This window comes from Stenotrophomonas sp. YJH_SMC_16, from assembly GCF_059367875.1.
The window spans coordinates 323548-348365 of the sequence record NZ_JCAFRH010000002.1; the positions used below are offsets into that span (position 1 = coordinate 323548).

The following is a 24818-nucleotide window of genomic DNA, read 5'->3' on the forward strand; positions in this document are numbered from 1 at the left end:
CGACCCGCTCATCCTAGGTAGACTCGCTGGACGCTTCAGGCGCAATCAGCCACACATGTTGTCCATTCATCCATGAGCACGCCCACCGACACCTCCCCACCCGACCGTCTCTCCTCCCTGCTGGAACGCTTCCGGGTGCAGGCCGCGCTGTTCCACAGCGGTCCGCTGTGCGGGCGCCATGTCTTCGAGCCGCAGCCCGGTCGTGCCTTCCTGCACATCCTGCGCCAGGGTGAAATGGAGGTCCGTCATCCCGACGGCGATATCGCGCTGCCCCGGTTGAAGATCGACACACCCAGCCTGCTGCTGTATCCGCAACCGCTGCACCATGTGTTCTTCAATGCACCGCTGGAAGGCCCGGATTTCACCTGCGCCACGCTGGATTTCGATGGCGGCGCGCGTAATCCGATCGTGCAGTCGCTGCCGCCGGTGATGGTGGTGCCACTGGCCGCGATCGGCGAACTGGATGACACCCTGCACCTGCTGTTCGCCGAGGCCGATCGCCAGCGCTGTGGTTCACGGCTGCTGACCAACCGCCTGTTCGAGGTCGCGCTGATCCAGATCCTGCGCTGGGTGGTGGACCACCCGGATGCGGCCGGCGTCAGCCATGGGCTGATGCGGGGGCTGTCCGATGTACGGCTGGCACGCACACTGGTGGCGATGCACCAGGCGCCACAGGACGAATGGACGCTGCCGCGCATGGCCGCGACTGCCGGCATGTCGCGCAGCGCGTTCGCGGCCGTGTTCAAGGACGTGATGCAGGCAACGCCGGCCAGTTATCTGCTGGACTGGCGGCTGAGCCTGGCCTGCGCGCAATTGAGGGCCGGCGTGGCGGTCAAGCAGGTGGCGATCGAGGTGGGCTTTGCCGATACCGCGTCGCTGTCGAAAGCGTTCCGCAAACGGTTGGGGGCCTCGCCGAGGGCGTGGTTGGCCGCGAGCGCAACGCCGGCTGGGTAAATAGGTAACGGGTAGAGTCGACCGCGGGTCAGCTATCGCGCGAAGCGCGGGGTTTTCGTTGCCTGACCGAAGAGCAGTCGAGCATGGCTCGACGCTACAAGTGCGGTGACCCATCAGGCTTCGCCAGCAGCCCGGCGATGCGCTCGGCAACACGGGCGCGCACGCCTTCATCGAGCTGTCCTTCGTACATCGCCTCGTAGATCCACAGGCCATCGGCGGCCAGCCGCGCCACGAAATTGTCGAGCGCTGCGCTGTCTTCCGCTGTACCCGCCTCCGGCGGCAGCGGTGCCCAGCGACGCACCGCCGGTCCCCACGGGCGCTCTTCGGCGTCCGGGTCGGCCGATTCGAGCATGAACATCAGCTCGGCACGGGTGGCGCTCTGGGCCGACACGCGCACGAAGGTCTGGTAACGCTCCAACGCAGTGGCCTGCTCGGCGGTCTTGCCCAGCAACGCTTCCATCGACGTCTCCCAGGCCTGTACCAGGTGTTCGTCGATCCCCCGCAGCAGCGCCTCGCGGGACGGGAAGTGATACAGCAGGCCACCGCGTGTCAGCTGGGCCTCGGCCGCCACCGACTCAAAGGTCACCGCGCGCACGCCGTCACGATTGATCACGTTGACGGCGGCGTCGAGGATGCGATCGCGCTTGCTGGTTCTCATCGCTTCATTTTACGCGATCGGCCGCGCCCTCGCGGCTGCCGACGCGGCCGCGCAGCAGGCGCGCGATGATCGCCGCACCCAGCGCCAGCACCGCCATGATCACCAGCAGCACGATCTGGTAGCCACGGTCATACGCGGCCGCAGCCAGTGCGAACCACTCGCCCTGCCCGCTCTCGCGCGCGGCATGCAGCGCCTGGGTGAAACCCTCGCGGGCAAGCGCGGGCATATCGGCCGAGACCGGCAGGAACGCGCTGTACATTGCGGCACTCAAGCTGCCCAGCATCGCCACCGCCAGCAGGCCACCGAACTCATAGGACACTTCTTCCACCGACGAGGCCATGCCCGCACGGTGCGCCGGCACGTTGTTGAGGATGGCGGTGGACGCCACCGAGATGGCCGAACCCATACCGAAGCCGGTGATGGCCATGCCAGCCGCCACCCAACCAAGGCCGTGCAGGAAGCCGAACGCCACCACGCCGACGCCCAGCGCACCTGCGGCCAGGCCACCACAGATCAGCGGGCGCAGGCCCACCCGGTGCAGGATGCTGCCGCCGAGCAGCGCACTGGGCAGGCTGCCCAGTGCCGCCACCGACACCAGCAGGCCCGCCTGCAGCGGCGTGAAACCTGCCACCAGCTGGAAGCGCTGCGTGGTGACCAACTGCAGGCCGGCCATCGCGAACAGGGTGAACACCGCCGACAGTGTGCCGGCCAGGAACGCCGGATTACGGAAGATCGCAAAGTCCAGCAGCGGGTACGGCAGCTGCTGCTGGCGGCGCGCGAACGCCGCACCGCTGATGACGGCCAACACCAGCGCGGCTGCGCCCAGCGCATATGAGGGCGGCGTGGCGATCAGCGACTTGATCGCCAGCACCAGGCCGGACAGTGCAGCCAATGCCAGCACTGACGACACCAGGTCCCATGGCCGCGAGGTGTCGCGCTGTCCTTCCGGCGCCAGCAGCAGCGTGGCCACGAACGCGACCACCACCACCGGCACGTTGATCAGGAACACCGAGCCCCACCAGAAGTGCTGCAGTAGCCAGCCGCCAATGATCGGGCCGAGCGCCGCACCGACGATGGCGACCGAACCCCAGATCGCGATGGCGATGTTGCGTTCGCGTTCTTCGTGGAAGCTCAGTCCGATCAACGCCAACGTGGCCGGCATCATCGCTGCGGCACCGATCGCCAGGAATGCACGCGCGGCAATCAGCTGCGTTGCGGTGTCAGCGAACGCCGCTGCCAGCGAGGCGACGCCGAACACCACCAGGCCGATCAGGAACATGCGCCGGTGACCGATGCGGTCGCCCAGCGTGCCCGCACCCAGCAGCAGGCCGGCCATCACCAGCGGATAGGCGTTGATGATCCACAGCGCCTGGCCGGCACTGGCCGAGAGTTCCTCGGTCAGGGTGGGCAGCGCGGTGTAGAGCACGGAGTTGTCGAGCGTGACCAGCAGCAGGCCAGCGGCGACGGTGAACAACAGTGCCCAGCGACGGGCACGCGACAGGGCCGGCGCACCGGCCAAGGGCTGGGACAAAGCCATGGGAGAACCTGATCGGGGGTGGAATACGGCCATAAATATACAGGATGTCCTGTATAGTTATGAAAACAGCGCCACCAATTCAGATTGGGGCCCGGGCAATGTTCATGTTGTCGTGCCCCTCATGCCGGGTCGTGCCCGGTGTCAGGGATCATCACCGGCAATCTTCCGGCAGTGCGGCAATCGCCGATACCACCGCCGCCTGCATGCCCTTCCCCACGGCCATGTCCAGTTCCCCGCCAGTTCCCCCATGCTGGCGCCGCAGCTCGTCCTCGCACAGGCCGCGCACCCGCGCACGGGCATTCGCGCGCAGGCTGCTGCACCGCCAGTCGGCGCCACCCAGCGGCAGCACCGAATACACCACGCTGTTGCAGGCGTTGCCGGCACGCTGCTGCAGCGACAGTCCACCAAAATCCCGCGGTTCGCTGCTGCGTTGCGGGTCGAAGTAGCTGTCCGGAAACGTGCGCGCATACTGTTCGATGTCCACGGCCATGCTGCGCCCACCGGCCAACGGCATCTGCAGCGGCTGCCCGCACGGCGTCGCATCGGCGCGGTGCTGGATGTACTGGTAGATCGGCCGGTCCAGCGATGGGTCCTGCTGGGTCACCGCGCTGACTGCCGCCAGCACCGGCAGCGATGCACGATTGGCCATGCGCGCCAGCAGCCCCGCCTGCGCCGGCTGGCAGCGGTCGCGCAATGTTGCTGCGAGCAGGAAGAGCACGTCGTTGCGAAACGCGGGGTCATCACCCAGACGCTGTTCGATACGCTGGCTGGCATCGGACGCCGGTGCCGGAAACGCGACCGCAGGCGGCGCGGTGGGTGCGCGCTGCCGCTGCCACCACACCAGCAGCACCACCGCGCCCAGCAGCACCCCGGTAGCCATGAGCCATCGCCTGCGCATCAGTTGCGGATCGCCGTCAGCGTGGCTGCCGCGGCATCGTAGGACGCGCTGGCGATGTCCGCGTCGAAACGCTTCACCTGCAGGCGGCCGGCAAGCCGGTACGGATCCCACAGATCGCCCAGCGCGATCGGTGTCGCCAGGGTCACGTGGATGATCTGGTTGGGTGGCGGCGGCGGCACATGGATACACGCGCCGTAGAACGGCACGAACAGCAGTTCATCGACCAGGCCGGCATCGTTGGTGCCGAGCGGCACCACGTAGCCATCCAGATCCACCGCGCGACCGTCGACAGCGTCGACCACGCGCGAGGAGCCGAACTGCTTGGCCCGGTCCGGGCTGGAATGGTCGATCTCCAGCCCCGGTGGCGTGCCCGAGCCGGTGTCGTCGATCAGGCCACCCACGCCCTCCATGCCATTGCGTGACAGGCCGATCTGCGGGGGTGGGCGCTGGTAGCTCACTTCGTCGGGTCGCAACGCGTCCCAACGGTCGATGGGGGCTTCGGCCGTGGCGGAGGGCGCCGGCTTGTCCTGCGGCCCGACCACCAAGGCATCGCCGCCCGGCGCCGTACAGCCTGCCAACCACAGGCATCCCGCCGCCAGCAACAGGTGACTACGGTTCATAGGGCCTCAGCTGTGCGTCACGCATGGTGTAGGCCGAACCGGCCAGATCGTCATCCAACCGTTCGGCGCGCAGGGTGCCCGCCAGGAAGAACGGTGAGTACATGTCCGGCATCTCGATCGGGCGCGGCAGCACGACGTGCACGATCTGGTTCGGTGGCGGTGGTGGCACGTGGATGCAGGCGCCGTAGTACGGCACGAACAGGAATTCGGTCAGCCGCCCGTCCTGCGCGTTGGCCAGTGGCACCACGTAACCCGGCAGGCGCACCGGCCGCTGCAGGACCGTGTCCACCGTGCGGAAGGTACCGAACTGCGGCATGCGCCGGTTGCCGTTGTGCTCGACCTCCGGGCCCTCGCCCCGCTCCAGCGCGGCCAGCTCGTCCTTGGGCATCATCTGCAACCAGTCCAGCTCCTGCTCCACAGCGCCTGCAGGGTCATCGCGGTCGACGACCGGCGAGGGTGGCAAGGCCTGTACGCCGGTATCCACCGGCCGCTCACAGGCGGCCAGCGCCAGCACCATTGCCACTACCCGCATCCATCGCATGCTCAGCCTCCCGGTGAAAGGCCATCGGCCAAGGTGCGCCGGTAAGCGAGCAACGCCGGGACCAGCCCGGCTACGGCGCTGATCAGCAGCACGCCCGCAGCCCATGCCAGTTCACGGCCATCCGGCCAGACATGGGTGATCGACAGACCGAAGGTGGCCAGTACCCAGCCGCGCCCGGCAATGCTGGCGACCACCAGCAGCGACAGGGCCAGCACGCTGGCCACCGCACTGGTCGCCACCGCTTCCACCACGAGCAGGCCCGCGATGTAGCCCGGTCGCGCACCGGTGGCACGCAGGATGGCCATCTCGCGCCGCCGCTCCTGCAGGGTGGAGACCAGCAGCGCCACCAGCGAGACCATGCCCAGCAGCACCACCATTGCACTGATCAGCTGCAGGGCTCGCTCGGCGGTGCCCAGCGACTGCCACAGCTGCTGCAGGGTCACGCCGGGCAGGATCGCCAGCATCGCCTCGTCCGGATACTCGTTGATCCTGCGCTGTACCGAGAACGTGGAGATGCGCGAGTTCAGGCCGAGCATGAAGGCGGTGATGCTGGTCGGGGTCAGGTCCAGGTGGCGCGCCTGCTCGGCGCTGACGCTCTGGCTGCGCAGCTGCACGCCCGATCGCCAGTCAACATGGATCGCCTCGATGGCCGGCAGCGAGACCAGCAGCGACGAATCCACCGGCGTGCCGGTGCGCTGCAGGATGCCGGCAACGCGGAACGGCTTGTCGGCATGCGTGGCCAGCGTGACCGCGCCGGTGCCGTGCGCCAGCACGATCTCGTCGCCGAGGCCGACCTTCTGCGCGCGAGCCACCTCCGCGCCGATCACCGCGTCATACAGATCATCGAAGGGCCGCCCCTGTGCAAAGGCCAGCGCGTGGCCGGAACCATAACGATAGTGTTCAAAGTAGCCGCCAGTGGTACCCACTACCCGGTAGCCGCGCCAGGAATCGCCCAGCGACAACGGCACCGACCACTTCACCTGCGGCAATGCGGACAGCTCCTGGTAGGACTGCCAGGACACGTTGTTGGTCGGGTCGCCGATATGGAACACCGAATACAGCAGCAGGTTCACCGGTCCCGAACGCGCACCGACGATCAGATCGGTGCCCGATACGGTGCTGGCAAACCCCTCGTGCGCCTGCGTGCGTACACGCTCGACGCCCAGCAGCAGCACCACGCTGAGGGTGATGACCAGCACGGTCAGGCCCACGCTCAACGCGCGGCTCCGCAGGCTGGCCCAGGCAAGCTCAAGCATGGCCGGCACCTGCCTGGTTGATCTCGGTCAGTGAAATGGTGCGATCGAACAACGGCTGCAGGCTGTCGTCATGGCTGACCACCAGCACCGTGGTGCCGGCCGCCTGGCACTGCGCGGACATCAGCTGCAGGAAGGCGCTCGCCGCTTCGCGGTCGAGCGCCGAGGTGGGCTCATCGGCCAGCAGCAACGTCGGACGGCCGATCAGGGCGCGCGCTGCCGCCACGCGTTGTTGCTGGCCAACACTGAGCGTACCCGCCCGCCGCTGCATCAGCTCAGGATTGAGCTGCAGGGCCTGCAGCAGGCGGGCGATCTCGGCATCCAGCGGCCCGCTGATGCGTGCGCTGCGCAGGCGCGAGAAGCGCAGGCCCAGCGCGATGTTGTCGCGCACGGTGAGGAACGGCAGCAGATTGAACTGCTGGAAGATCACGCCCAACTGGTCGGCACGGAAACGATCCCGCGCCGCACCACCCATGTCCTGCAGTGCGTGGCCGGCCACCTCGACACGGCCCTTGCCGGGCAGCAGCACGCCCGCCAGCAGGCCCAGCAGGGTGCTTTTGCCGCCACCGCTGATTCCGCGCAGCAACACGCTGCTGCCCTGCTCGACCCACAACCGCGGGATGTCCAGCACCAGCCGCGTGCCGTAGCCGAACTGCACGTCTTCCAGCGAGATCACCGGTGCCGCGCTCACGGTGCCAGCACCACGCGCAGGTTGTCGGGCGTCAGCACACTGCGGTTTTGACCATTGGCGGTTGCGCTGTTGACGATGACTTCGTGCAGGCCCGGGAAAAGTACGGGCAGGCGCACGACGATGGCGCGCAGCGCGGCAGGTTTGGCACAGTGGTACTGCAGCGTTGCGCTGAAACCTGCGTGCCGGTGCTGTCCCGGCGGCGGCACGGCGGCCGTCGCGTCGAAGCCCTCCGCATCGGCTTTGCTGGTGGCCAGACGGCAGCCCGCAGCGGTGGGCAAGGTGACCCAGCTGCCTCCCTTCAGCACTGTCGTAGCCCGTGCCAGCGCGGCCTGCTCGGCTGCATTGGCCGGCGGCCGCTCGTAATCGAGGATGCCGATGCCGGGGGCCTGAAGGGCGAATTCCAGGGTTTGCTGGTCAAGCGCAACATCCACTGTCGCCTGGCCATGCACATGCGGTGCGTTCTGGCGGATGTCGTGGGCCTGCGCGGCGCTGGCAGCCAGCAGCAGGAAAAGAGCAGCGGGAAGCTTCATGGGAAAGACTCCAATTGTTACTATGTAACATTATGGACCACATTCCCACGACCCCCGCAAGGGCCCTGGCCCAGCCGCCAACTTCGGCACGCTGGCACCCCCGCTTCGATCTTGCCGGTGCCTGGCTGTCCCTGGCCTGCGCCGCCCACTGCATCGCCCTGCCCCTGCTGCTGGCCTTCGTGCCGGCAGCGATGATGGCGCTGCGCTCGTTCCAGCATCCCGGCCATGGCGCGATGACATTGCTGCTGATGATGTCGCGCTGGGAATGGCTGTTCGCGCTGCTGGCCTCCTCGCTGGCCTTGGCGAGCACCTCGGCCGGCGTGCACCGGCACGGGCGCTGGCAGCCCCTGCGGGTGGCCTGCGCCGGCGCCATCCTGCTGCTGTCGGCCTCTCTGTACCTGCCGCTGAAGGAATCGCTGCTCTGGCATGGCGTGGCCACGGCATGTGGTGGCGTGTTGTTGGCGGCGGCGCACGTCGGCAATCGACGGGCGTTGCGTAACCGCCGGTAGCGCCGGCCGCTGGCCAGCGCCCCGAAAATGCCGGCCAGCGGCCGGCACTACCTATCATCAGAAGCGGTAGCCTAGTTCCGCGCCGAAGATGCGCGGGCTGTCGACCGGGCCGTAGTAGTTGCCATCACGCCCAAAAGCCAGATTGTCGAAGATCAGGCCGTTGATGCGACGCTTGTTGGTCAGGTTCTGCACGAATAGCCGTGCACTCCACGGCCCGGTTTCGTAGCCCAGCTGCGCACCCAGCACGGCGACGGTCGGCTGGAAGGCGCGGTTGCGCTCGTCAAGTGCGCTGGAGCCGGTGAACTGCGACTCCAGCCGCGCGTAAAGTCCAGACTCGAACTGGTAGCGTGCGGCCAGATAGCCGGTGTAATGCGGCGTCAACTTGACCCGCTTGCCATCCAGGTTCTGGTCGACGGTGACCCACAGCTTGGTGTACTTCGCGTCGACGTAGCCCACATTCGCCATCAGCGTGAAGCCAGGCACTACTTCGAACACCCCCTCCAGTTCTGCACCCCGCGACCGGATCGAGGCGTCCGATCCCACGTAGTCCGACGAAATCGGGCGGCCGTTGGCATCGGTGGCCACCTGGATCTCCTGCCAGTTGTCCGAGGTGATGTGGAAAAGTGCCCCGCCGATGTGGCCACGACCGCCGGCCAGATTCATCTTGAACCCCAGCTCGTGGCTCCACATGCGTTCGGATTCGTAGCGCAGCACCTTGTCGTTGACCACGTCGCTCTGCGCTGCGGCCAGGTTGAAGCCACCTGGAATGTAGCCCTTGGCCGAGGCGGCATAGAACGACAGATCGTCAGTGGCGTCGTAGCGCAGCGACACCCGCGGCAGCGTCGCCGTGAAGGTATGCGCCAGCGCGGCGTCGCGGTACAGGACGCGGCCACCGGCGCCCAGATCCAGCGCACCGGAACGCTGCTCGGTGGAACGCCGCGCCTGCTCATGGCGCAGGCCGGCACTGGCGGTCAGCTTGGGCTGCGCGGGGAAGGTGTAGCTGGCGGTAGCGAACACACTGTAGTCCTCGCCCTTCGAGGTCTGCCGCGGCGCCAGGTTGTAACTGTCCAGCCCACGCAGCGCCGGACCGACGAACGTGCCAAGGATCGAATCCTTGCTGTTGCGGTAGGTGGACACACCGGCCATCCAGGTCAGGGCCTGGTCACTGGGCGAACTGAAGCGCGCCTCGGCCGTCCACTCGCGCTTCCGGTCGTAGATGCGGCCTGCCAATGCTGGGCTCTGGGTCATGTCAAAGTCATAGCCGGCGGAGGTCACTTCCTCGCTTCGCCAGGAGGCGGCCACGTCCAGCGTGCCTGCCTGCAGCTGCCATTGCGCGCTCAGGCCCGCAACCGACTCATCCTTTTCGGTGCGCTTGGGTGCGTCGTTGATGTAGGTGAAATCACCGGCACGACGGCCACCGTTGAGCGACGTGCCGTAGGTGCGGTTGTACAGGTCGGTGTCCAGCGGCAGGTACTCGTACTCGAACATGCCGGGCGCGCGGGTGCGCAGGTGATAGGCCAGCGCGTTCACCGAAACATAGTCGCTTGGCCGCCAGCGCAGCTTGCCCTGCAGGTAGCCTTCGCCCACCCTGCCGCGCGCACCGGACGGCGTGAGGTTCTTCAGGTAGGCGTCCTCATCCGAGCCCATGAACGCCACCGAGCCGGACAGGCTGCCCGTCTTGTTCAACGGCCCTGCCAGGAAGCCATCGAGAGCGGTGCCATTGCCGTTGCCGAACCAGGTGCTGCGCACATTGACCTCGCCCTCTCGCGCATCGGCCGGGCCGCGTGTACGCACCAGCACCAGCCCCGACTCGCTGTTGGCACCGTACAGCGTGCCCTGCGGCCCGCGCAGCACCTCCACCGACTCTACCTGGTTGAGCACGGCATTGCTCAGCTCACGGAACGGAATGCCGTCGATGTAGACCGAGGCCCGGTTGACCAGGAACGGATTGGACTCGATGCCACGGATCGAGATGAACATGTTGCTGAGCTGGCCCATCGCGTTGAACTTCACGTTCGGCGCCAGATTGTCCAGGTCACGGAACTCGGTGACACCGGCCTCCTTCAGCGCCTGCCTGTCGAGTACCGTCACCGACAGGTCGCTCTTCAGGTAGGGGGTATCGCGCTTTGAACCGGTGACGCGTACACCGTCGAGCGTGGCCGGGTCGGCCTGCTGGGCCAGCACGGGCATTGCGGGAATGAGCAGGGATGCCACAACGAGGGCGGCGGCAGGCGTGGACGACTTCAACGGGGAGACCTCGACGGGCTGGACTGGAGGACGCGCGAGCGGCGGCAGCGCGGGACAAGAGTGTTATCATGTAACACCCGCGCCGCGCTGCCACTCCATTCCGGGCGGCACTGCTCCATTCCCGGATCCGAAATGCCAACCCTCGCCGACCAGCTGTTGCAGGAAGCCGGCCCGCAGCCCCCTGCGGTTCACGCCAGCAATGATGGCGCGGTGGTGCTGCTGCGCCACCACTTCGACGCAGGTGAAGGTGAGATGGGGCATCCGCACCAGCTTCGCCTGGGCATGGCCGTGGGCGGCGGCGGACGACTGCAGCAGCACACCCTCAACGGTCTTCTGCAGGCCTCCTGGCGACCTGGCCAGTTCAACCTGGTGCTGCCCGCAGACACCGGCACCTATGTCAGCCCGTCAGTGGATCTGATCGGGATCGCCATCGATACCCGCATGCTGCCGCACAACGTGCAGACGCTGCATCACCTGCAGCCGCTGGCGGCGCGGCTGCACCGCGATCCGGTGGTGTCCGCGGTGCTGAGCGCGTTGTGGTGCAGCACGCAGGCCGATGCCTGCCTGCCCGGCTTCCTTGAGCATGGCGCGCAGGTGCTGTTGCACCGCCTGGGCCAGCTTGCCGGCCAACCTCGCGAGGCACGCGGCACCACGTCCGCGCTGTCGGCACGACGGCTGCGACAATTGGAGGCCTACATCGACGCGCAGCACGGTCGGGCGCTGACGGTCCCACAGCTGGCTGCTGCAGTGCAGATGGAGGCCGCAACGTTCAGTCGGGCGCTACGCGCGGCCACAGGCCTGCCACCCTACGCGTTCCTCACCCAGCGCCGCATGCACTGGGCGCGCACCGAACTCGCGCAGGGCCGCCGTGTCACCGATGTTGCCCTGGCCAGCGGGTATGCCAATCCCAGCAAGTTCAGCGCGGCATTCCGCCGCGTGCTCGGCTGTTCGCCGTCTGCATGGATCGCGCAGTCACGTACCCGGTAGTGCCGGCCGCTGGCCGGCAGCCAACCAACATTACAAGACGGTAATGTCCGCGTCAGAGCAGCGAAAGGCGCCACTCTTCACCCTGAGGGCCAGTTCTCCCACAGGTGTCCCGCGCATGACCCGCTTCCCGATCCGCTCCGTCTCCCTTGTTCTTCTCCTGTCCGGCCTCGCGGTTGTGCCGCCGGCGCTGGCCCATCCCAGCCTGGTGCGTTCGACGCCGGCCGCCGACGCCACCGTAGCCCCGGCGACCGAGATCACGCTGCAGTTCAGTGAGAAGGTGATGCCGCGTGCCACCCGCATTGAACTGAGCATGGACCATGGCCGCATGAAGATGGCCATGCCTAACACCGCGCAGGACCTCTCCGAAGATGGCCACACGTTGCGTGCGCGCTTCGCCAAGCCGCTGCCGGCAGGCAGCTACGCACTGCAGTGGCGCGCGGTGGGCGAGGACAGCCACCCGATCACCGGCAGCTACCGCTTCACCGTGAAGTAAGGCTGCCGTCGTGGCCGAGCTCTCGCCGTATGCGCTGCGGCTGGCGCTGTACCTGGTACTGATGCTGCTGTTCGGGCGGCTGCTGTTCGTCCGCCCCGGGCTGCCACGCGACATCTCGCTGGCGCTCGCCGTGGTTGCGCTGATTCTGGTCGTCATCGATGCCGTGAACCGGTTGTCGGGCGTGCTCGGCATCCCGGCAGCCGATATCGACCCAGCAACGGCGCACTGGTTCCTCACCGGTACGCCGGTGGGTGAGGCGGGGCTGCTGCGCATCCTGGCCCTGCTGGCAATGCTGCCGCTGCTGGCAGTCAATCGCCCGGTGCAGGGCCTGCGCCGTCTGGCGCTGCTGATACTCACGGCGGTAGCTCTGGCCAGCCTCGCCTGGAATGGTCACGCCGCCGCCGGTGATGGATTCGGCGGGACGTTGCGGCTCGTGGCCGGCATCGTGCACCTGCTGGCCGCCGGTGCCTGGGTCGGCGCGATCGCCGCCATCCTGCAGCTGGCGCTGCGTCCACAGGGCCTGCGCCTGCACGAACGTACCCGCGAACTGTGGCAGGCCGCGCACAGCTTCGCCGTGCCGGGCACGATCATCGTCGCCCTGCTGGCGATGACCGGCACCTACACCTATGTCGATCTCGGCGGTTCCATACAGACCCTGACCGGCGCCGCGCATGGGCGTTGGCTGCTGCTCAAGCTGGCGCTGGTGGGCGGCATGCTGGGGCTTGCCGCGCTGCATCGCTGGCGGCTGGTACCAGCGCTGGCCAGCTCCATCCGCGGCGGCTGGCAACCCAGGCCGCTGCGCTCACTTCGCCACAGCCTGACCTGCGAATCAGTGCTGGCGGTATTGGTGCTGGCCTGCGTCGCGGTGCTCGGAATGCTGGACCCATTGGCATGACTCATCCGTTCCAGCACGGGCCCAAGCTGCGATGATGGGCACACCATGAAACTGCTGATCGTCGAAGACGAACCCAAGACCGGCAACTACCTGCGCCAGGGCCTGATCGAGGCCGGCTACGTGGTCGATCTCGCCTGCAACGGCGTCGACGGGCTGCACCTGGCCGGCAGCGGCGAGTACCAGCTGGTCATCCTCGACGTGATGCTGCCCGGCCTGGATGGCTGGAACGTGCTGTCGCGGCTGCGCGAGGCCGGATGGCAGGTACCGGTGCTGTTCCTCACCGCGCGCAGCAGCATCGCCGACCGCGTTCAGGGCCTGGAGCTGGGCGCGGATGACTACCTGGCCAAACCATTCGCCTTCGCAGAGCTGCTGGCGCGCGTGCGCACCCTGCTGCGTCGTGGCCAGGCGCTGCCGCAGGCCGAGCGCATCGTCATCGCCGACCTGGTGGTGGATACCCTGCGCCGCCGGGTCGAACGCGGCGGCCAGCGCATCGCCCTCAGCCAGAAGGAATACACCCTGCTGGAACTGCTGGCGCGCCGACGCGGTGAAGTGCTGCCGCGCTCGTTGATCGCCTCGCAGGTATGGGACATGAACTTCGACAGCGACACCAACGTGATCGACGTGGCGATCCGCCGCCTGCGCGCGAAGATCGACGATGACTTCGACGCCAAGCTGATCGTCACCGTGCGCGGCATGGGCTATGTGCTGGAGGCGCCGGACGACGGTGCATTGCACAGCGGATGAGCCTGCGTCGCTCCATCGCGGTACGGCTGACGCTGCTGTTCGCCATCGTGGCTACGCTGGTGCTGGCCGCATTGGGCGTGGCGATCTATGTCAGCGCCCGCCACGACCTGGTGGCCCAGGACTTCAGCGAACTGGAGAACAAGGTTGCGTTGATCCGTGACCTGGCCGGCAACGGACCTGCGTCCGCACGCGGGCAGCGCTTGGCGGACGCACTGGGCCACCATCCGGATATCGCCTTCCACATTGTTGATGGGAGCGGCGCAGTGCTCTTCTCGACCGCACCGGCACTGCTGCGCGAGCATGCACGCAGCCAGCCGATCGACGCCGCGCCACGGCGGCACGACTGGATCCTCGCCGATGGTCGCTGCATGCATGCCCTGCACCTGCGCCAGACCCTGGCCGACGGCAGCGAGCTGGTCACCCTGCTGGCCATCGATGACGACCGCCACGCCGATTTCCTGCAGCGCTTCCGCCATCTGCTGGCGATCGCCATCATCGGCGCCGCCGCGGCCAGCAGCCTGCTCGGCGGCTACGTGGTGCGGCGCACGCTGCGGCCGCTGCGCACGCTGGCCGATGAGGCCCGGCAGATCACCGCCGGCCGGCTGCAGCGCCGACTGAGTGCACGCAGCGCACCGGCCGAACTGGAGCAGCTGGCGCAGACGCTCAACGGCATGCTGGCGCGCCTGCAGCAGGACTTCGCGCGGCTGACCGAGTTCTCCGGTGATCTCGCCCATGAACTGCGCACACCGATCACCAACATGCTGACCCAGGTGCAGGTGGTGCTTGCGCACCCGCGCAGCAATGAGGCCTATCGCGAGACGCTGGCGTCCTGCGCCGAGGAACTGCAGCAGCTGGCGCAGACCGTGGGTGACCTGCTGTACCTGGCGCAGGCCGAAGCGCCGGGTGCACTGCCCTCGCGCGAGCCAGTGGCGCTGGATGCGGTGGTGGATTCGCTGCTGGAGTTCTACGAGCTTCTGGCCGAGGACCGACAGTTGACCCTGCGCCGCGAAGGTGTGGCGAGCGTGGAAGGGAACCGCTTGATGCTGCACCGGGCGATTGCCAACCTGCTGTCCAACGCGTTGAAGTACGCAGCCGTGGGCAGCGAAGTGCGGGTGCGGCTGGTCGAGGCCGATGGCGTGTGCAGGGTCAGCGTGCACAACCTTGGCACGCCGATCGCCAGCGAGGCGCTGCCGCGCCTGTTCGATCGTTTCTACCGCGGCGAGCGTGGCCGCCAAGAAGGTGCCGGACTGGGCCTGGCGATCACACGCGCGATTGCACAGGCGCACGGCGGCAGCGTGAGTGTTGTCTCGGATGACACCGGCACCCTGTTCGAGCTGGTGCTGCCGAGCACCTCAGCCCGGTAGTCCCGGCTGCTGGCCGGCAACCCCGGTCTGCTCAAACACCCCGGCCACCCAATCGATGAACACCCGCAAGCGCGGTGACGGCGTGCGGTTGCGTGGGTAGACCAGGCTCAGTGGACTCGGCGTCGGTGGCGTCTCGGGCAACAGCTCCGCCAACTGTCCGCGCGCGATGTACGGGTCCATCCGGTAGCGCGGCGCCTGGATGATGCCCAGGCCCGCCAGCGCGGCACCAAGGAACGCCTCAGCACCGGACACTCGCACCCGTGCCGGCAGCGGCACGTAGCGCACCTGCCCGCCCTGCTGGAACTCCAGGGGAATCAGCTGGCCGGTGGCACTGGAGCGGTAGCCGACCATCTGGTGGCCGTCCTGCAGCGATTCGATGGTATCGGGCAGGCCGTGCGCCTGCACATAGCCCGGCGAGGCCACCGTGACCTCGCGCAGCATGGTCAACCGTCGCGCCGCCAGATCGCTGTCGGCCAGCGTCCCCACCCGCAACGCCGCATCCACGCCTTCACGCAGCAGGTCGACATAGCGGTCACCCTCGCTGACGTCCAATTCGATCTCCGGGTAGCGCTGCAGGAATTCCGGCAGGTGCGGAAACAGCAGGTGCCGGCCCAGCGTGCCATGCACTTCGATACGCAACGGGCCGCGCGGCGGCGCGTCACGGAACGCAGCCTCGGCATCATCCATGTCGGCGATCAAGCGCAGGCAACGGCCATAGAAAGCCTCGCCTTCCAGCGTCGGCACCACCAGCCGCGTGGTCCGGTGCAGCAGGCGCACGCCCAGCCGCTGTTCGAGCGCTTTGATCGCGTCGGTCACCGTGGCCCGCGGCAGGTCCAGGTCCTCGGAGGCCCGGGTGAAGCTGCGGCGCTCGACGATACGGACGAAGGCGCGCATGGCCGTGAAGCGGTCCATTGTTCGGCTACCCGAATGATATTGGCGGATTATGCATGATTATCCGGGCGGGAGAGATGACGAAGATGGCCCTGCGCCATTCCGGCGCGCTCCGCTGGAACCGACCATGACCCTCTCCCCCGCCCGCACTGTCGCCCTGGTCACCGGCGGCTCCCGTGGCATCGGCGCCGCCATCTCCCGCCGGCTCGCCGCCGATGGCCACGCGGTCGCGATCAACTATGCGGGCCGCCGCGACGACGCCGAAGCCTTGGCGGCCGAACTCAACGCAGCCGGCGCGCAGGCGATCGCGCTGCAGGCCGATGTCGCCGATCCGCAGGCGGTGCGGCAGCTTTTCGATGCCATCGAGGCGCGTTTCGGCGGCATCGACGTGGTGGTCAACAGCGCCGGCGTGCTGCAGCTGGCGCCGCTCGCCGACACCGACGACGCCCTGTTCGAGCGGGTGATCGGCATCAACCTCAAGGGTGCCTTCAACGTGCTGCGCGAAAGCACACGACGGGTGCGCGACGGTGGCCGGCTGATCACCTTGTCCACCAGCGTGGTCGGCATCAAGCTGGAGAACTACAGCGTGTACGCGGCCAGCAAGGCAGCGGTGGAGACGATGGGCGCCATCCTCAGCAAGGAGCTGCGCGGGCGCAACATCACCGTGAACGCAGTGGCCCCAGGCCCGACCGCTACCGACCTGTTCCTGGACGGCAAGTCACCGGAACTGATCGAGCGGTTGGCGAAGATGAACCCCCTGCAGCGATTGGGTACACCGGAGGACATCGCCGGTGCGGTGGCGTTCCTGGTTGGTGCCGATGGCGGGTGGATCAACGGCCAGGTGCTGCGCGCCAATGGCGGGATGGTGTGAAGACCCTTTCTCTGGCTATCCTCGCTCAAACGGACGAGAGCCACGCGCATGGGAAAGCCGGGCATCTGGTATTGGCTATGGATGATCACCCTCCTGATGGGAGGTCTGTTGGCACTGGCGACGCTGGTACTGTGGACCCGGCTGCCTGGCGACGTTCGCAATCTGGCCATGGCGCTGACCTGGGGGCTGTGGGCACTGGCCATAGTCTGCTTCTTTCTGGGCGGCATCGTCGCTGGCTTTACGATCCGGGGCGTCAACCACGGCAGGAAAGTCTGGCGTGCGGACAGGCCGCGAGTTTTCTGGCTCTGCCACATCACCACGACGATGCTGTGCGTCAGCTGCCTGGGCCTGCTGATCGTACCCATGATGATTGCCTGGCAGGGCGTGGCGTGGTGACGTAGCGCTGCTGTAGAGCCGAGCCCATGCTCGGCTGCTCTTCGCGCAGAAGCCAGAAGCAGCCGAGCATGGGCTCGGCTCTACATTATCGTCAGCCCGTCCGAGCCTCGCGGCGCCGGTGTACCCAGTAGTACAGCGTAGGCAGCACCAGCAGGGTCAGCAGCATCGCCGACAGCAGGCCGCCAATCACCACCACCGCCAGCGGTTTCTGGGTCTCGGCACCAATCGCATGCGAGGTCGCCATCGGCAGCAGGCCGAACATCGCCAACAGTGCGGTCATCAGTACGGTGCGCAGGCGCTGCAGCGAGCCCTGTACCACCGACTGCAGCAGGTCCATGCCCTGCTCGCGCAGCTGCGCGAAGCGACTGAGCATCACCACCCCGTTCAGCACCGCCTGCCCGAACAATGCAATGAAGCCGATCGCCGCCGACACCGACAGTGGAATCCCAGTCAACCACAGGGCGAGGATGCCGCCGATCATCGCCAGTGGCACGTTGGCCAGGATCAGCGCGGCGCTGCTGACGTCCTTGAAGGCATCGAACAGCAGTACGAAGATGATCAGCACCGACAGCGGGATCACCCAGCCCAGACGCTTCATCGCACGTTGCTGGTTCTCGAACTCGCCGGACCACTCCAGCCGGTAGCCTTCCGGCAGCTGCACGCTGGCCTCCACGCGCTTGCGCATGTCGGCCACCACACTGCCCATGTCACGCCCGGCGATGAAGATGCTCACCGCCTTTACCCGCTGTGCGTTCTCGCGCGAGATGTTGATCGCGCCGCTGGCCATGCGGAAGTCGGCCACGTCGGCCAGCGTCACGGTGTGGCCATCGCCGATGCCCACCGGCACCGTGCGCAGCCGCTGCAGGTCGCGGTCGGCGTCGTCCAGGCGCAGCGTGATCGGGAACCTGCGGTCGCCCTCCCACAGTTCACCGACCTGGCGCCCGCCCAGTGCGGTCTCGATCACCTCGTCGATGTCGCGCACATTGAGGCCATAGCGCGCGGCACGGTCGCGGTCGATCTCGATCTGCAGCTGCGGCAACGACCCGTCACGGTCAATGAAGGCGCTCTCCACGCCCTCCACACCACGCACCTGACCCAGGATCGCCTGCGCCTGCTGATTCAGCACGTCAAGGTCCGAGCCGCTGACCTTGATCACCACTTGGCCCTTGATCTGCGAGATGCTCTCCAGGATGTTGTCGCGCACCGGCTGCGAGATCGAGAACTCAGGCCCCGGGATGCGCTGCTCCAGCGTGCGCTGCAGGTCGCTCACCAGTTGCCGCTTGTCCACGCCCTTCGGCCACTCCTTCTCCGGCTTCAACGCCACCAGCGCCTCGATCTGGTTGGCGCCCTTGGCGTCGGAGCCGTCTTCCGGGCGGCCAAGCTTGGCCACCACCGTCGACACCTGCGGGAAGGTGCCGACCAGCTCACGGATGCGCCGCGACTGCTGCTGTGCTTCAGCCAGGCTGGTGCTCGGGTCGAGCGTGGCGGTCAGCCAGATCGAGCCCTCGTCCAGCTCCGGCAGGAACTCCGAACCCAGCCGGGTGCCTAGTGCGAGCGTGCCGACCAGCAGCGCAACCGCGGTCAGTACCACCGCACGCGGGCGGGCCAATGCACGCTCCAGGATCGGCCGATACCAGCCGGTCAGGCGGTCCATCAGCGGATTGCCATCGCGCATGCGGTCCCGTCGCAGCCACCAGTAGCAGAACAGCGGCACCACGGTCAGCGCCAGGATCAACGCACCGATCAGGGCCGAGGTCACCGAGTACGCCATCGGTGCGAACATGCGGCCTTCCTGGCGCTGCAGGGTGAAGATCGGGATGTGCGCGGCGATGATGATCAGCATCGAGAAGAACGTCGGCCGCCCCACTTCCGATGCGGCCGAGAGAATGGTCGAGAACCGTGTCTTCCGGTCGGCCGCAGGTGGCAGCTTCGACAGTCGCGAGACGATGTGTTCGGTGACGATCACCGCGCCATCGATGATGATGCCGAAATCCATCGCACCCAACGACAACAGGTTCGCTGGCACGCCCCACAGATGCAGGCCGAGGAAGGTCGACAGCAGCGCCAGCGGCATCATCGCCGCCACGATCAGTGCGGCGCGGGCGTTGTACAGGAACAGCCACAGCACCAGGAACACCAGCACCGCGCCTTCCAGCAGGTTGCGGAAGACGGTTTTCAGCGTGGTCGAGACCAGCCACGAGCGGTCGTAGAACGGCTCGATGCTGACCCCGGCCGGCAGCTGGTTGGCCTCGATCTCGGCGATGCGCGCATGCAGCGCGTCGAGCACGTCGGACGGGTTCTCGCCCTTGCGCATCAGCACCATGCCGAACACCGCATCGTCGTTGTCGTCCTGGCCGACCAGGCCCTGGCGCGGCAGGCCGGTGTCGGCGATGCCGGCCAGGTCGCGCACCAGGATAGGTGTGCCCCCGCGCTGCGCCACCACCACGTTGCCGATGTCCGCCGGCGAACGCATCAGGCCCACGCCACGGATCAGGAACTGCTGCTGGCCGCGTTCCACGTAGCCGCCGCCGGCATTCGAGCTGCCCCTCTCCAGCGCCTCGGCGAACTCACCCAGGCTGATGCCGCGATCACGCAGCTTGTCCAGGTCCGGCTTGACCTGGAAGGTACGCGCGAAGCCGCCGAAACTGATCACATCGGCCACGCCCGGCACGGTGCGCAGGCTGCGCTCCATCGTCCATTCCTGCACGGTGCGCAGCTGGGTTGGCGTCATGTGCGGGCCTTTCAGCACATAACGGTAGATCTCACCTACCGCCGAGCTCATCGCCTCCAGTTCCGGGGTCACCCCTTCCGGCAGCTCCACGCCCTGCAGGCGCTCCAGCACCTGCTGGCGCGCGAAGTAGTCATCGGCCTTGTCGTCGAAGGTCAGGATGATCATCGACAGGCCGAACTGCGTATGCGAGAACACCCGCACCGAATGCGGGATGCCGGACAGCGCCACTTCCAGTGGCATCGTCACCTCGCGCTCGACCTCTTCGGCGGCACGGCCCGGGTGCAGCGACACCACTGTTACCTGGGTGTCGGATACATCCGGGAAGGCTTCCACCGGCAGTACGCGGAACGCGGCAATGCCAGCACCCATGAACAGCAGCAGTGCCAGCATCACCATCAATGGCTGGCGCAGGCAGTAGGCAATCAGGCGATCGATCATGGAGCGGCGTGCCCCGTGCCGGTGCTGGCGGCGGCCGGTGCGCTGTCCGCCAGCTGCTGCAGCAGCAGGCCGCCTTCTACCACCACCCTGGCGCCTGCGGCCAGGCCCTCACGCACCCACAGCCGGCCATCGCCCAGTTCCTCGGCATGTACCGCGTGACGCACGAAGCGGCCCTTGCCCTCCTCCACGAACACCACCTGCTTGCCGTCGATCAACAACACGGCCGCATCGGGCAGCGAGACACCGCCCTCGGCCGGCAATGCCACCTGGGCGCGCACGTACTGCCCCGCCTTGAAACCGCGTGCGCGGTTGTCCAGCTCGGCGCGCGCCTGCACCACACGGCGCTCGCTGTCGACGAAGTCATCCACGTGCTGCAGGGTCGCTTGCAGCGGCTGTCCATCGGCCCCGGAAACGCTCACCTGCATGCCCGCCTTCAAGCGTCCGGCCAGGCTCTCCGGCACATCCAGCAGCAACCACAGGCGGTCCGGATCGCCAATCACCGCCAACGGCTGTTCGCTGTCGGGGCTGACTGCCATGCCCGGGCTCATCCGCCGCTCCACCAGCACGCCATCGATCGGCGCGCGCAGCGGCAGGCGCTGGTCGACGTGTGGGCCATTGCCATACGCCTTGGCGAAGGCGGTCGCACGCGCGTGATCGGCCTGGCTGCCGGCGAAATTGGCCTCGGCCTCGTCCAGTTCGCGGCCCGACGCCACACCTGCCGCATGCAACTCGCGGGTGCGCTCCAGCTCCTTGCGCGCCTGCTGCAGCTCTGCACGGCCGCGCACGCCCTCCGCCTGGGCCTGGCCGAATTCGGGCGAAGTGATCCAGGCGATCACCTGGCCCGCCTTCACTTTCTGCCCCGGCTGTGCCTCGATGCGCGCCACCTGCCCCGCCAACGGCGTACGCAGCGCGCTGGAGCGCGTCTCGTCCCAGACCACCCGGCCCGGCAGCTGCAGGCTGGCGCTGGCGCCGGCGGTGACCCCCTCGCTGCGCAGCACGTCCAGCTGGCGGCTACCGGCAGGAAACTGGATCTGGCCGGCACTGACCTTCGGCGCGTCCTCGGTATAGGACGCCGGCTCGCGGCCGCAGCCACCCAGCAGAGCCAGCGCCAGCAAGGCCGGCAGCACGGCGTGTCGCGCCTGCGGCCGATAGGCGACGGTGGACTTCATCGGAACTCTCCTTCAGCAATGGATGTGGCCGCTTCCCAGCGCGCCAAAGCAATGGCATGGTCGGCACGCGCTTCAATCAACGCAGCCTCGAACTCGCGCCAGCTGCGGCGCGCATCCAGCAGATCGGTCAGGCTGGCGGCGCCGCGGCGGTAGGCCAGTTCAATGCCCTGCACCGCCCTGCGTGCGGCGTCGGACTGCAGTCCTTCGTAGTCGCTGCGACGCTGCGCGGCGGACTGCGCGCTGGCCTGCAACTGGTCCAGTTCGGCGCGCGCTTCGCGCTGCAGCACCTGCAGCTCCAGCGCGGCACTGTCACGGTCGGCCTCGGCACGCTGGATCGCGCCGCGTGCACGTGACGGGCCTCCGAGCGGAATGGTCAATGACACACCCCAGGTGACGCCGCTGATGTCAGTCGGCTCGCGCTCGGCCTCCACGCCCAACTGGATGTCGCGGTGGCGCTCACTGCGCGCCAATGCCACACCGGCGTCCGCCGCAACCAGGCGCGAACGTGCCGCGCGCAGGTCGGCACGCTGCTGAGGATCGAACGCACGCACGCTGGCCACGCTGCTGGCCTCCGGCCAAGGATCATCGGCGCTGAGGTCATGGCTGTCGTCGCGGCCGAGCAGCAGGCCCAACGCATGCCGCGCGTCGCGCAGATCCAGCGCCGCCTCGCGCGCCGCGTCGGCTACCGCCAGGTCGTCCACCGCCAGCCGCGCGCGGTCGACCGGCGCCATCGCCCCGGTGGCAACCTGCTTGTCCGCCGCCGCCATCTGCTCGGCCGAGCTCTGGCGGTTGGCATCGGCAATCTGCGCCCGCTCCTGTGCGCCCTTCAGGCCGAAATAGGTTTCATGCAGCGCCACCTGCTGGCGGCGCCGCGCATCGAGCATCTCCAGCCCGGCCACTTCCAGCAGCGCATCGGCCTGGCGGATACGCAACGCACGCTTGCCACCGCGCTCCCAGGTCCAGCCCAGGCCCACGGTACTGTCCACCCGCTTGTCCTGCCAGCGCCCAGGGCCGATGCCATGCTTGGGGCTGATCTTGCTGGTGCCGATCGACAACTCGGTGGACGGGCGCAACGCCGCCGTCTGCGCATCGCCCTGCACACCGCGCAGCTCCAGTGCCGCCGCACGCAGGTCCGGGTTGTGTGCTTCCATGGCGCGCTGCGCTTCCTGCAGGGACAGCGCCGAAGCGGTGGGCGCGCACAGAAGAGTGGCCAACACGGCCGCAAGACGAGGGGAGAAATTCATGCACGTCACGGTAAGGTGATGCACTTGCGCCAAACTTGCCCCAACCTTGCACGAAGCTTGCAATGCGAATCCTGCTGATCGAAGACGACGCCGCCCTGGCTGATGGACTGATCCGCGCCCTGCAGGGTGCCGGTCATCTGTGCGACCACCTTTCGCGGGGGCTGCACGCACCGGCGGCACTGGCCAGCGCGCCGTATGACGTGATGGTGCTCGACCTTTCATTGCCTGACGTCGATGGCCTGGACCTGCTCTCACGCCTGCGCAACGACGGCGTCACCCTGCCGGTGCTGATCCTGACCGCACGCGATGGTGTGGAGGACCGCATCCTCGGCCTCGACCGCGGTGGCGACGACTACCTGGCCAAGCCCTTCGCCCTGGGAGAACTGGAAGCGCGCCTGCGTGCGCTGTCGCGCCGCCGCAGCGATGCACCGGCGCAGAAGCGGCTGGGCCGGTTGTGCTTCGACAGCGTCCGCAATGAAGTGCAGGTGGACGGTCAGCGCATCGAGCTGACCGCGCGCGAGCTGTCGCTGGTCGAGGCACTGATGCAGCATCCCGGCCGCACGGTTACCAAGCAGCGCCTGTTCGACGCGCTGTACAGCTGGGACCACGAGGCCAACCTGTCGGTGATCGAAGTGCATGTCAGCCGCCTGCGCCGCAAACTGGAACAGACCCACGCCGGCGTCGGCATCCGCATGCTGCGTGGGCTTGGATACCGGTTGGAGGCCGTGGGTGACTGAGCGCGTGCACAGCCTGCGTGGCCTGCTGCTGAGACGCCTGTGGCTGCCACTGCTGGTACTGCTGTTGTGCAGCGCAGTGGGTTCATTCGCCTTGGCGCGCTTCTACGCCGGCCAGGTCTACGACCGCTGGCTGCTGGATTCGGCGATGTCGTTGTCCGAGCTGGTGGCGGTGCAGGACGGCCGCGCGTCCATCGAGATCACCCCGGCGGTGTCGCGCATGTTCACCTGGGACACCGCCGACGAAGTGCATGGCGAGGTGGTCGACGCCGCGGGTGGGCGCCTGTATGGCGACCTGCCCGAGGCATTGCCACGCCCGTCGATGTCCGCCGGCAGCGACGACCCGGTCTACTATGATGCGCGGCTGCGTGGGCAGGCCGTGCGCATGGTCGAAGTGGTGGTCAGCGCCAGGCCGGGTCATGACATCCGGCTGCGCGTGGCCGAGACACTGCGCAAGCGGCACCGGCTGGAGCGCAAGCTGCTGCTGACCAGCGTTCCGTTCCAGGCTGCGATCCTGGCACTGGCGGCATGGCTGGCCTGGTCCGGTACCGGCGCTGCCGCACGCCATGCCAACCTGGTTGCGCGGAAGCTGGCCAGCCCGCGGCCGGATCCATTGGCGCCGCTGGATCCGGCGCAGGAAGCTCCGCGCGAACTGTGGCCGGCGGTGGAGGCCTACAACGCGCTGCTGCAGCGCCTGGACGCGATGCAGGATGCACAGCGGCGCTTCGTCAGCAATGCCGCGCACCAGCTGCGCACGCCGCTGGCAGCGATGCAGGTGGAGCTTGAGAGTTCATTGCGCCAGCACGATCCGCAGGCCCAGCAACTGGCGCTGTCCGGCACGCTGGCCGGGCTGGCGCGGCTGCAGCACCTGGTCAACCAGCTGCTGATGCTCAGCCGATCGGAAGATCCACATGGCAGTGCACTGCCGCTGCGGCCGCTGGATCTGGCCGCGCTGGCGCGCGGCGTGGTCGAGCGTTACGCCGATCGCGCGTTGGCTGCGGGCGTGGACCTGGGTTACGACGGACCCGACGACGGCGTGCAGGTGCAGGGCGATCCACAGCTGCTGCGCGAGGCACTGGGCAACCTGCTGGACAACGCGCTGCGCTATGGCGCCTCGCGCGGTGTGATCACCCTCGGCGTTCGGCAGGAGGTCGAAGGCACGCAGGTATGGGTGGACGATGACGGCGCCGGCATCGCCGAAGCCGAACGCGCGCGCGTCACGGAACGCTTCTATCGGGCGAGCAGCGACGGCGACGGCTGCGGGCTCGGGCTGGCGATCGTGGCCGAGATCGCGCAGCGGCATGGCGCGACCTTGATGATTGATACCGCCCCGATCGGTGGCGCGCGGGTGGGGTTGAGGTTCCGTTCCCGCTGACGTCCTGCGTGCCAACCAAGGTTGGCACCTACCAGAGGCACCCCGGCC

24 protein-coding genes are annotated in these 24818 nt (G+C 67.8%); 11 read left to right on the top strand and 13 right to left on the bottom strand.

Features of this window, described 5'->3' with window-relative positions:
- Positions 1 to 72 precede the first annotated feature (72 nt).
- The gene (locus AC5P6E_RS06215) at positions 73 to 954 is read left to right on the top strand and encodes an AraC family transcriptional regulator (RefSeq protein ID WP_049481039.1); all 882 of its coding nucleotides are present in this window, start codon (positions 73 to 75) and stop codon (positions 952 to 954) included.
- 94 nt (positions 955 to 1048) lie between these two features.
- On the opposite strand, the gene AC5P6E_RS06220 is transcribed toward AC5P6E_RS06215, so the two are convergent.
- The 8 genes from AC5P6E_RS06220 to AC5P6E_RS06255 form a co-directional block, all read right to left on the bottom strand.
- Positions 1049 to 1612: a TetR/AcrR family transcriptional regulator gene (locus tag AC5P6E_RS06220; RefSeq protein WP_049481037.1), complete on the bottom strand. Its 564-nt coding sequence runs from the start codon at positions 1610 to 1612 to the stop codon at positions 1049 to 1051.
- A 4-nt stretch (positions 1613 to 1616) separates the two neighbouring features.
- Positions 1617 to 3149, bottom strand: a complete 1533-nt coding sequence (locus tag AC5P6E_RS06225; protein ID WP_071305286.1) for an MFS transporter — start codon at positions 3147 to 3149, stop codon at positions 1617 to 1619.
- 151 nt (positions 3150 to 3300) lie between these two features.
- Complete coding sequence (locus AC5P6E_RS06230) at positions 3301 to 4047, bottom strand: hypothetical protein (RefSeq protein ID WP_071305287.1); 747 nt, start codon at positions 4045 to 4047, stop codon at positions 3301 to 3303.
- Entirely contained in the window at positions 4047 to 4667 is a 621-nt protein-coding gene (locus AC5P6E_RS06235; RefSeq protein ID WP_071305288.1) for a DUF3299 domain-containing protein, read from the bottom strand. The genes AC5P6E_RS06230 and AC5P6E_RS06235 overlap by 1 nt, the downstream gene beginning before the upstream one ends.
- The gene (locus tag AC5P6E_RS06240) at positions 4657 to 5208 is read right to left on the bottom strand and encodes a DUF3299 domain-containing protein (protein WP_043396119.1); all 552 of its coding nucleotides are present in this window, start codon (positions 5206 to 5208) and stop codon (positions 4657 to 4659) included. The genes AC5P6E_RS06235 and AC5P6E_RS06240 overlap by 11 nt, the downstream gene beginning before the upstream one ends.
- 2 nt (positions 5209 to 5210) lie before the next feature.
- Positions 5211 to 6464, bottom strand: coding sequence for an ABC transporter permease (locus tag AC5P6E_RS06245; RefSeq protein WP_143994656.1), 1254 nt, complete (start codon positions 6462 to 6464; stop codon positions 5211 to 5213).
- Positions 6457 to 7152 carry an ATP-binding cassette domain-containing protein gene (locus tag AC5P6E_RS06250; RefSeq protein ID WP_019659824.1) on the bottom strand — a complete coding sequence of 232 codons (696 nt, stop codon included), beginning with the start codon at positions 7150 to 7152 and terminating at the stop codon, positions 6457 to 6459. The genes AC5P6E_RS06245 and AC5P6E_RS06250 overlap by 8 nt, the downstream gene beginning before the upstream one ends.
- A complete protein-coding gene (locus AC5P6E_RS06255; protein WP_495230777.1) occupies positions 7149 to 7682 on the bottom strand; it encodes a ZrgA family zinc uptake protein in 534 nt (177 codons plus the stop codon). The genes AC5P6E_RS06250 and AC5P6E_RS06255 overlap by 4 nt, the downstream gene beginning before the upstream one ends.
- Before the next feature lie 32 nt (positions 7683 to 7714).
- Between AC5P6E_RS06255 and AC5P6E_RS06260 the strand changes: the two genes are divergently transcribed.
- On the top strand, positions 7715 to 8191 hold the full coding sequence (locus tag AC5P6E_RS06260) for a MerC domain-containing protein (RefSeq protein ID WP_495230778.1): 477 nt from the start codon (positions 7715 to 7717) through the stop codon (positions 8189 to 8191).
- Between the two features lie 57 nt (positions 8192 to 8248).
- On the opposite strand, the gene AC5P6E_RS06265 is transcribed toward AC5P6E_RS06260, so the two are convergent.
- Positions 8249 to 10405, bottom strand: coding sequence for a TonB-dependent receptor (locus tag AC5P6E_RS06265; RefSeq protein WP_495230779.1), 2157 nt, complete (start codon positions 10403 to 10405; stop codon positions 8249 to 8251).
- Between the two features lie 165 nt (positions 10406 to 10570).
- Here AC5P6E_RS06265 and AC5P6E_RS06270 point away from each other — a divergent pair, with 165 nt between their 5' ends.
- The 5 genes from AC5P6E_RS06270 (at position 10571) to AC5P6E_RS06290 (ending at position 14921) form a co-directional block, all read left to right on the top strand.
- Positions 10571 to 11425 (top strand): helix-turn-helix domain-containing protein, encoded by an 855-nt coding sequence (locus AC5P6E_RS06270; RefSeq protein ID WP_049481020.1) that lies wholly within the window; start codon positions 10571 to 10573, stop codon positions 11423 to 11425.
- 115 nt (positions 11426 to 11540) lie between these two features.
- Entirely contained in the window at positions 11541 to 11918 is a 378-nt protein-coding gene (copC, locus tag AC5P6E_RS06275; RefSeq protein WP_049481018.1) for a copper homeostasis periplasmic binding protein CopC, read from the top strand.
- 10 nt (positions 11919 to 11928) lie between these two features.
- Positions 11929 to 12813, top strand: a complete 885-nt coding sequence (gene copD, locus AC5P6E_RS06280; protein ID WP_329836737.1) for a copper homeostasis membrane protein CopD — start codon at positions 11929 to 11931, stop codon at positions 12811 to 12813.
- 45 nt (positions 12814 to 12858) lie between these two features.
- Entirely contained in the window at positions 12859 to 13557 is a 699-nt protein-coding gene (locus AC5P6E_RS06285) for a heavy metal response regulator transcription factor (protein WP_109814228.1), read from the top strand.
- Entirely contained in the window at positions 13554 to 14921 is a 1368-nt protein-coding gene (locus AC5P6E_RS06290) for a heavy metal sensor histidine kinase (protein ID WP_191862907.1), read from the top strand. The genes AC5P6E_RS06285 and AC5P6E_RS06290 overlap by 4 nt, the downstream gene beginning before the upstream one ends.
- On the opposite strand, the gene AC5P6E_RS06295 is transcribed toward AC5P6E_RS06290, so the two are convergent.
- Complete coding sequence (locus tag AC5P6E_RS06295; RefSeq protein ID WP_241877206.1) at positions 14910 to 15833, bottom strand: LysR family transcriptional regulator; 924 nt, start codon at positions 15831 to 15833, stop codon at positions 14910 to 14912. The two genes, AC5P6E_RS06290 and AC5P6E_RS06295, sit on opposite strands and share 12 nt — an antisense overlap.
- A gap of 106 nt (positions 15834 to 15939) precedes the next feature.
- Here AC5P6E_RS06295 and AC5P6E_RS06300 point away from each other — a divergent pair, with 106 nt between their 5' ends.
- Positions 15940 to 16683, top strand: coding sequence for an SDR family oxidoreductase (locus AC5P6E_RS06300; protein ID WP_019337203.1), 744 nt, complete (start codon positions 15940 to 15942; stop codon positions 16681 to 16683).
- Between the two features lie 81 nt (positions 16684 to 16764).
- Positions 16765 to 17079 carry a hypothetical protein gene (locus tag AC5P6E_RS06305; protein ID WP_312386220.1) on the top strand — a complete coding sequence of 105 codons (315 nt, stop codon included), beginning with the start codon at positions 16765 to 16767 and terminating at the stop codon, positions 17077 to 17079.
- Between the two features lie 91 nt (positions 17080 to 17170).
- On the opposite strand, the gene AC5P6E_RS06310 is transcribed toward AC5P6E_RS06305, so the two are convergent.
- The 3 genes from AC5P6E_RS06310 to AC5P6E_RS06320 are packed head-to-tail and all read right to left on the bottom strand — an operon-like array spanning position 17171 to position 22661.
- Complete coding sequence (locus tag AC5P6E_RS06310) at positions 17171 to 20248, bottom strand: efflux RND transporter permease subunit (protein WP_495230780.1); 3078 nt, start codon at positions 20246 to 20248, stop codon at positions 17171 to 17173.
- Positions 20245 to 21417: an efflux RND transporter periplasmic adaptor subunit gene (locus AC5P6E_RS06315; RefSeq protein WP_495230781.1), complete on the bottom strand. Its 1173-nt coding sequence runs from the start codon at positions 21415 to 21417 to the stop codon at positions 20245 to 20247. Before AC5P6E_RS06315 ends, AC5P6E_RS06310 begins: the two co-directional genes overlap by 4 nt.
- A complete protein-coding gene (locus AC5P6E_RS06320; protein ID WP_197653939.1) occupies positions 21414 to 22661 on the bottom strand; it encodes a TolC family protein in 1248 nt (415 codons plus the stop codon). Before AC5P6E_RS06320 ends, AC5P6E_RS06315 begins: the two co-directional genes overlap by 4 nt.
- 62 nt (positions 22662 to 22723) lie before the next feature.
- Between AC5P6E_RS06320 and AC5P6E_RS06325 the strand changes: the two genes are divergently transcribed.
- Positions 22724 to 23398: a response regulator gene (locus tag AC5P6E_RS06325; RefSeq protein WP_019659837.1), complete on the top strand. Its 675-nt coding sequence runs from the start codon at positions 22724 to 22726 to the stop codon at positions 23396 to 23398.
- Entirely contained in the window at positions 23391 to 24770 is a 1380-nt protein-coding gene (locus tag AC5P6E_RS06330) for a sensor histidine kinase (protein WP_279914995.1), read from the top strand. Before AC5P6E_RS06325 ends, AC5P6E_RS06330 begins: the two co-directional genes overlap by 8 nt.
- The last annotated feature ends 48 nt before the right edge of the window (positions 24771 to 24818 follow it).

What these genes read in the sequence shown, in the direction of transcription:
- AC5P6E_RS06215 (WP_049481039.1), top strand. Translation starts at nt 73, where the DNA reads ATGAGCACGCCCACCGACACCTCCCCACCCGACCGTCTCTCCTCCCTG.
- AC5P6E_RS06220 (WP_049481037.1), bottom strand. Translation starts at nt 1,612, where the DNA reads ATGAGAACCAGCAAGCGCGATCGCATCCTCGACGCCGCCGTCAACGTG.
- AC5P6E_RS06225 (WP_071305286.1), bottom strand. Translation starts at nt 3,149, where the DNA reads ATGGCTTTGTCCCAGCCCTTGGCCGGTGCGCCGGCCCTGTCGCGTGCC.
- AC5P6E_RS06230 (WP_071305287.1), bottom strand. Translation starts at nt 4,047, where the DNA reads ATGCGCAGGCGATGGCTCATGGCTACCGGGGTGCTGCTGGGCGCGGTG.
- AC5P6E_RS06235 (WP_071305288.1), bottom strand. Translation starts at nt 4,667, where the DNA reads ATGAACCGTAGTCACCTGTTGCTGGCGGCGGGATGCCTGTGGTTGGCA.
- AC5P6E_RS06240 (WP_043396119.1), bottom strand. Translation starts at nt 5,208, where the DNA reads ATGCGATGGATGCGGGTAGTGGCAATGGTGCTGGCGCTGGCCGCCTGT.
- AC5P6E_RS06245 (WP_143994656.1), bottom strand. Translation starts at nt 6,464, where the DNA reads ATGCTTGAGCTTGCCTGGGCCAGCCTGCGGAGCCGCGCGTTGAGCGTG.
- AC5P6E_RS06255 (WP_495230777.1), bottom strand. Translation starts at nt 7,682, where the DNA reads ATGAAGCTTCCCGCTGCTCTTTTCCTGCTGCTGGCTGCCAGCGCCGCG.
- AC5P6E_RS06260 (WP_495230778.1), top strand. Translation starts at nt 7,715, where the DNA reads ATGGACCACATTCCCACGACCCCCGCAAGGGCCCTGGCCCAGCCGCCA.
- AC5P6E_RS06270 (WP_049481020.1), top strand. Translation starts at nt 10,571, where the DNA reads ATGCCAACCCTCGCCGACCAGCTGTTGCAGGAAGCCGGCCCGCAGCCC.
- copC (WP_049481018.1), top strand. Translation starts at nt 11,541, where the DNA reads ATGACCCGCTTCCCGATCCGCTCCGTCTCCCTTGTTCTTCTCCTGTCC.
- AC5P6E_RS06285 (WP_109814228.1), top strand. Translation starts at nt 12,859, where the DNA reads ATGAAACTGCTGATCGTCGAAGACGAACCCAAGACCGGCAACTACCTG.
- AC5P6E_RS06290 (WP_191862907.1), top strand. Translation starts at nt 13,554, where the DNA reads ATGAGCCTGCGTCGCTCCATCGCGGTACGGCTGACGCTGCTGTTCGCC.
- AC5P6E_RS06295 (WP_241877206.1), bottom strand. Translation starts at nt 15,833, where the DNA reads ATGGACCGCTTCACGGCCATGCGCGCCTTCGTCCGTATCGTCGAGCGC.
- AC5P6E_RS06300 (WP_019337203.1), top strand. Translation starts at nt 15,940, where the DNA reads ATGACCCTCTCCCCCGCCCGCACTGTCGCCCTGGTCACCGGCGGCTCC.
- AC5P6E_RS06305 (WP_312386220.1), top strand. Translation starts at nt 16,765, where the DNA reads ATGATCACCCTCCTGATGGGAGGTCTGTTGGCACTGGCGACGCTGGTA.
- AC5P6E_RS06310 (WP_495230780.1), bottom strand. Translation starts at nt 20,248, where the DNA reads ATGATCGATCGCCTGATTGCCTACTGCCTGCGCCAGCCATTGATGGTG.
- AC5P6E_RS06315 (WP_495230781.1), bottom strand. Translation starts at nt 21,417, where the DNA reads ATGAAGTCCACCGTCGCCTATCGGCCGCAGGCGCGACACGCCGTGCTG.
- AC5P6E_RS06320 (WP_197653939.1), bottom strand. Translation starts at nt 22,661, where the DNA reads ATGAATTTCTCCCCTCGTCTTGCGGCCGTGTTGGCCACTCTTCTGTGC.
- AC5P6E_RS06325 (WP_019659837.1), top strand. Translation starts at nt 22,724, where the DNA reads ATGCGAATCCTGCTGATCGAAGACGACGCCGCCCTGGCTGATGGACTG.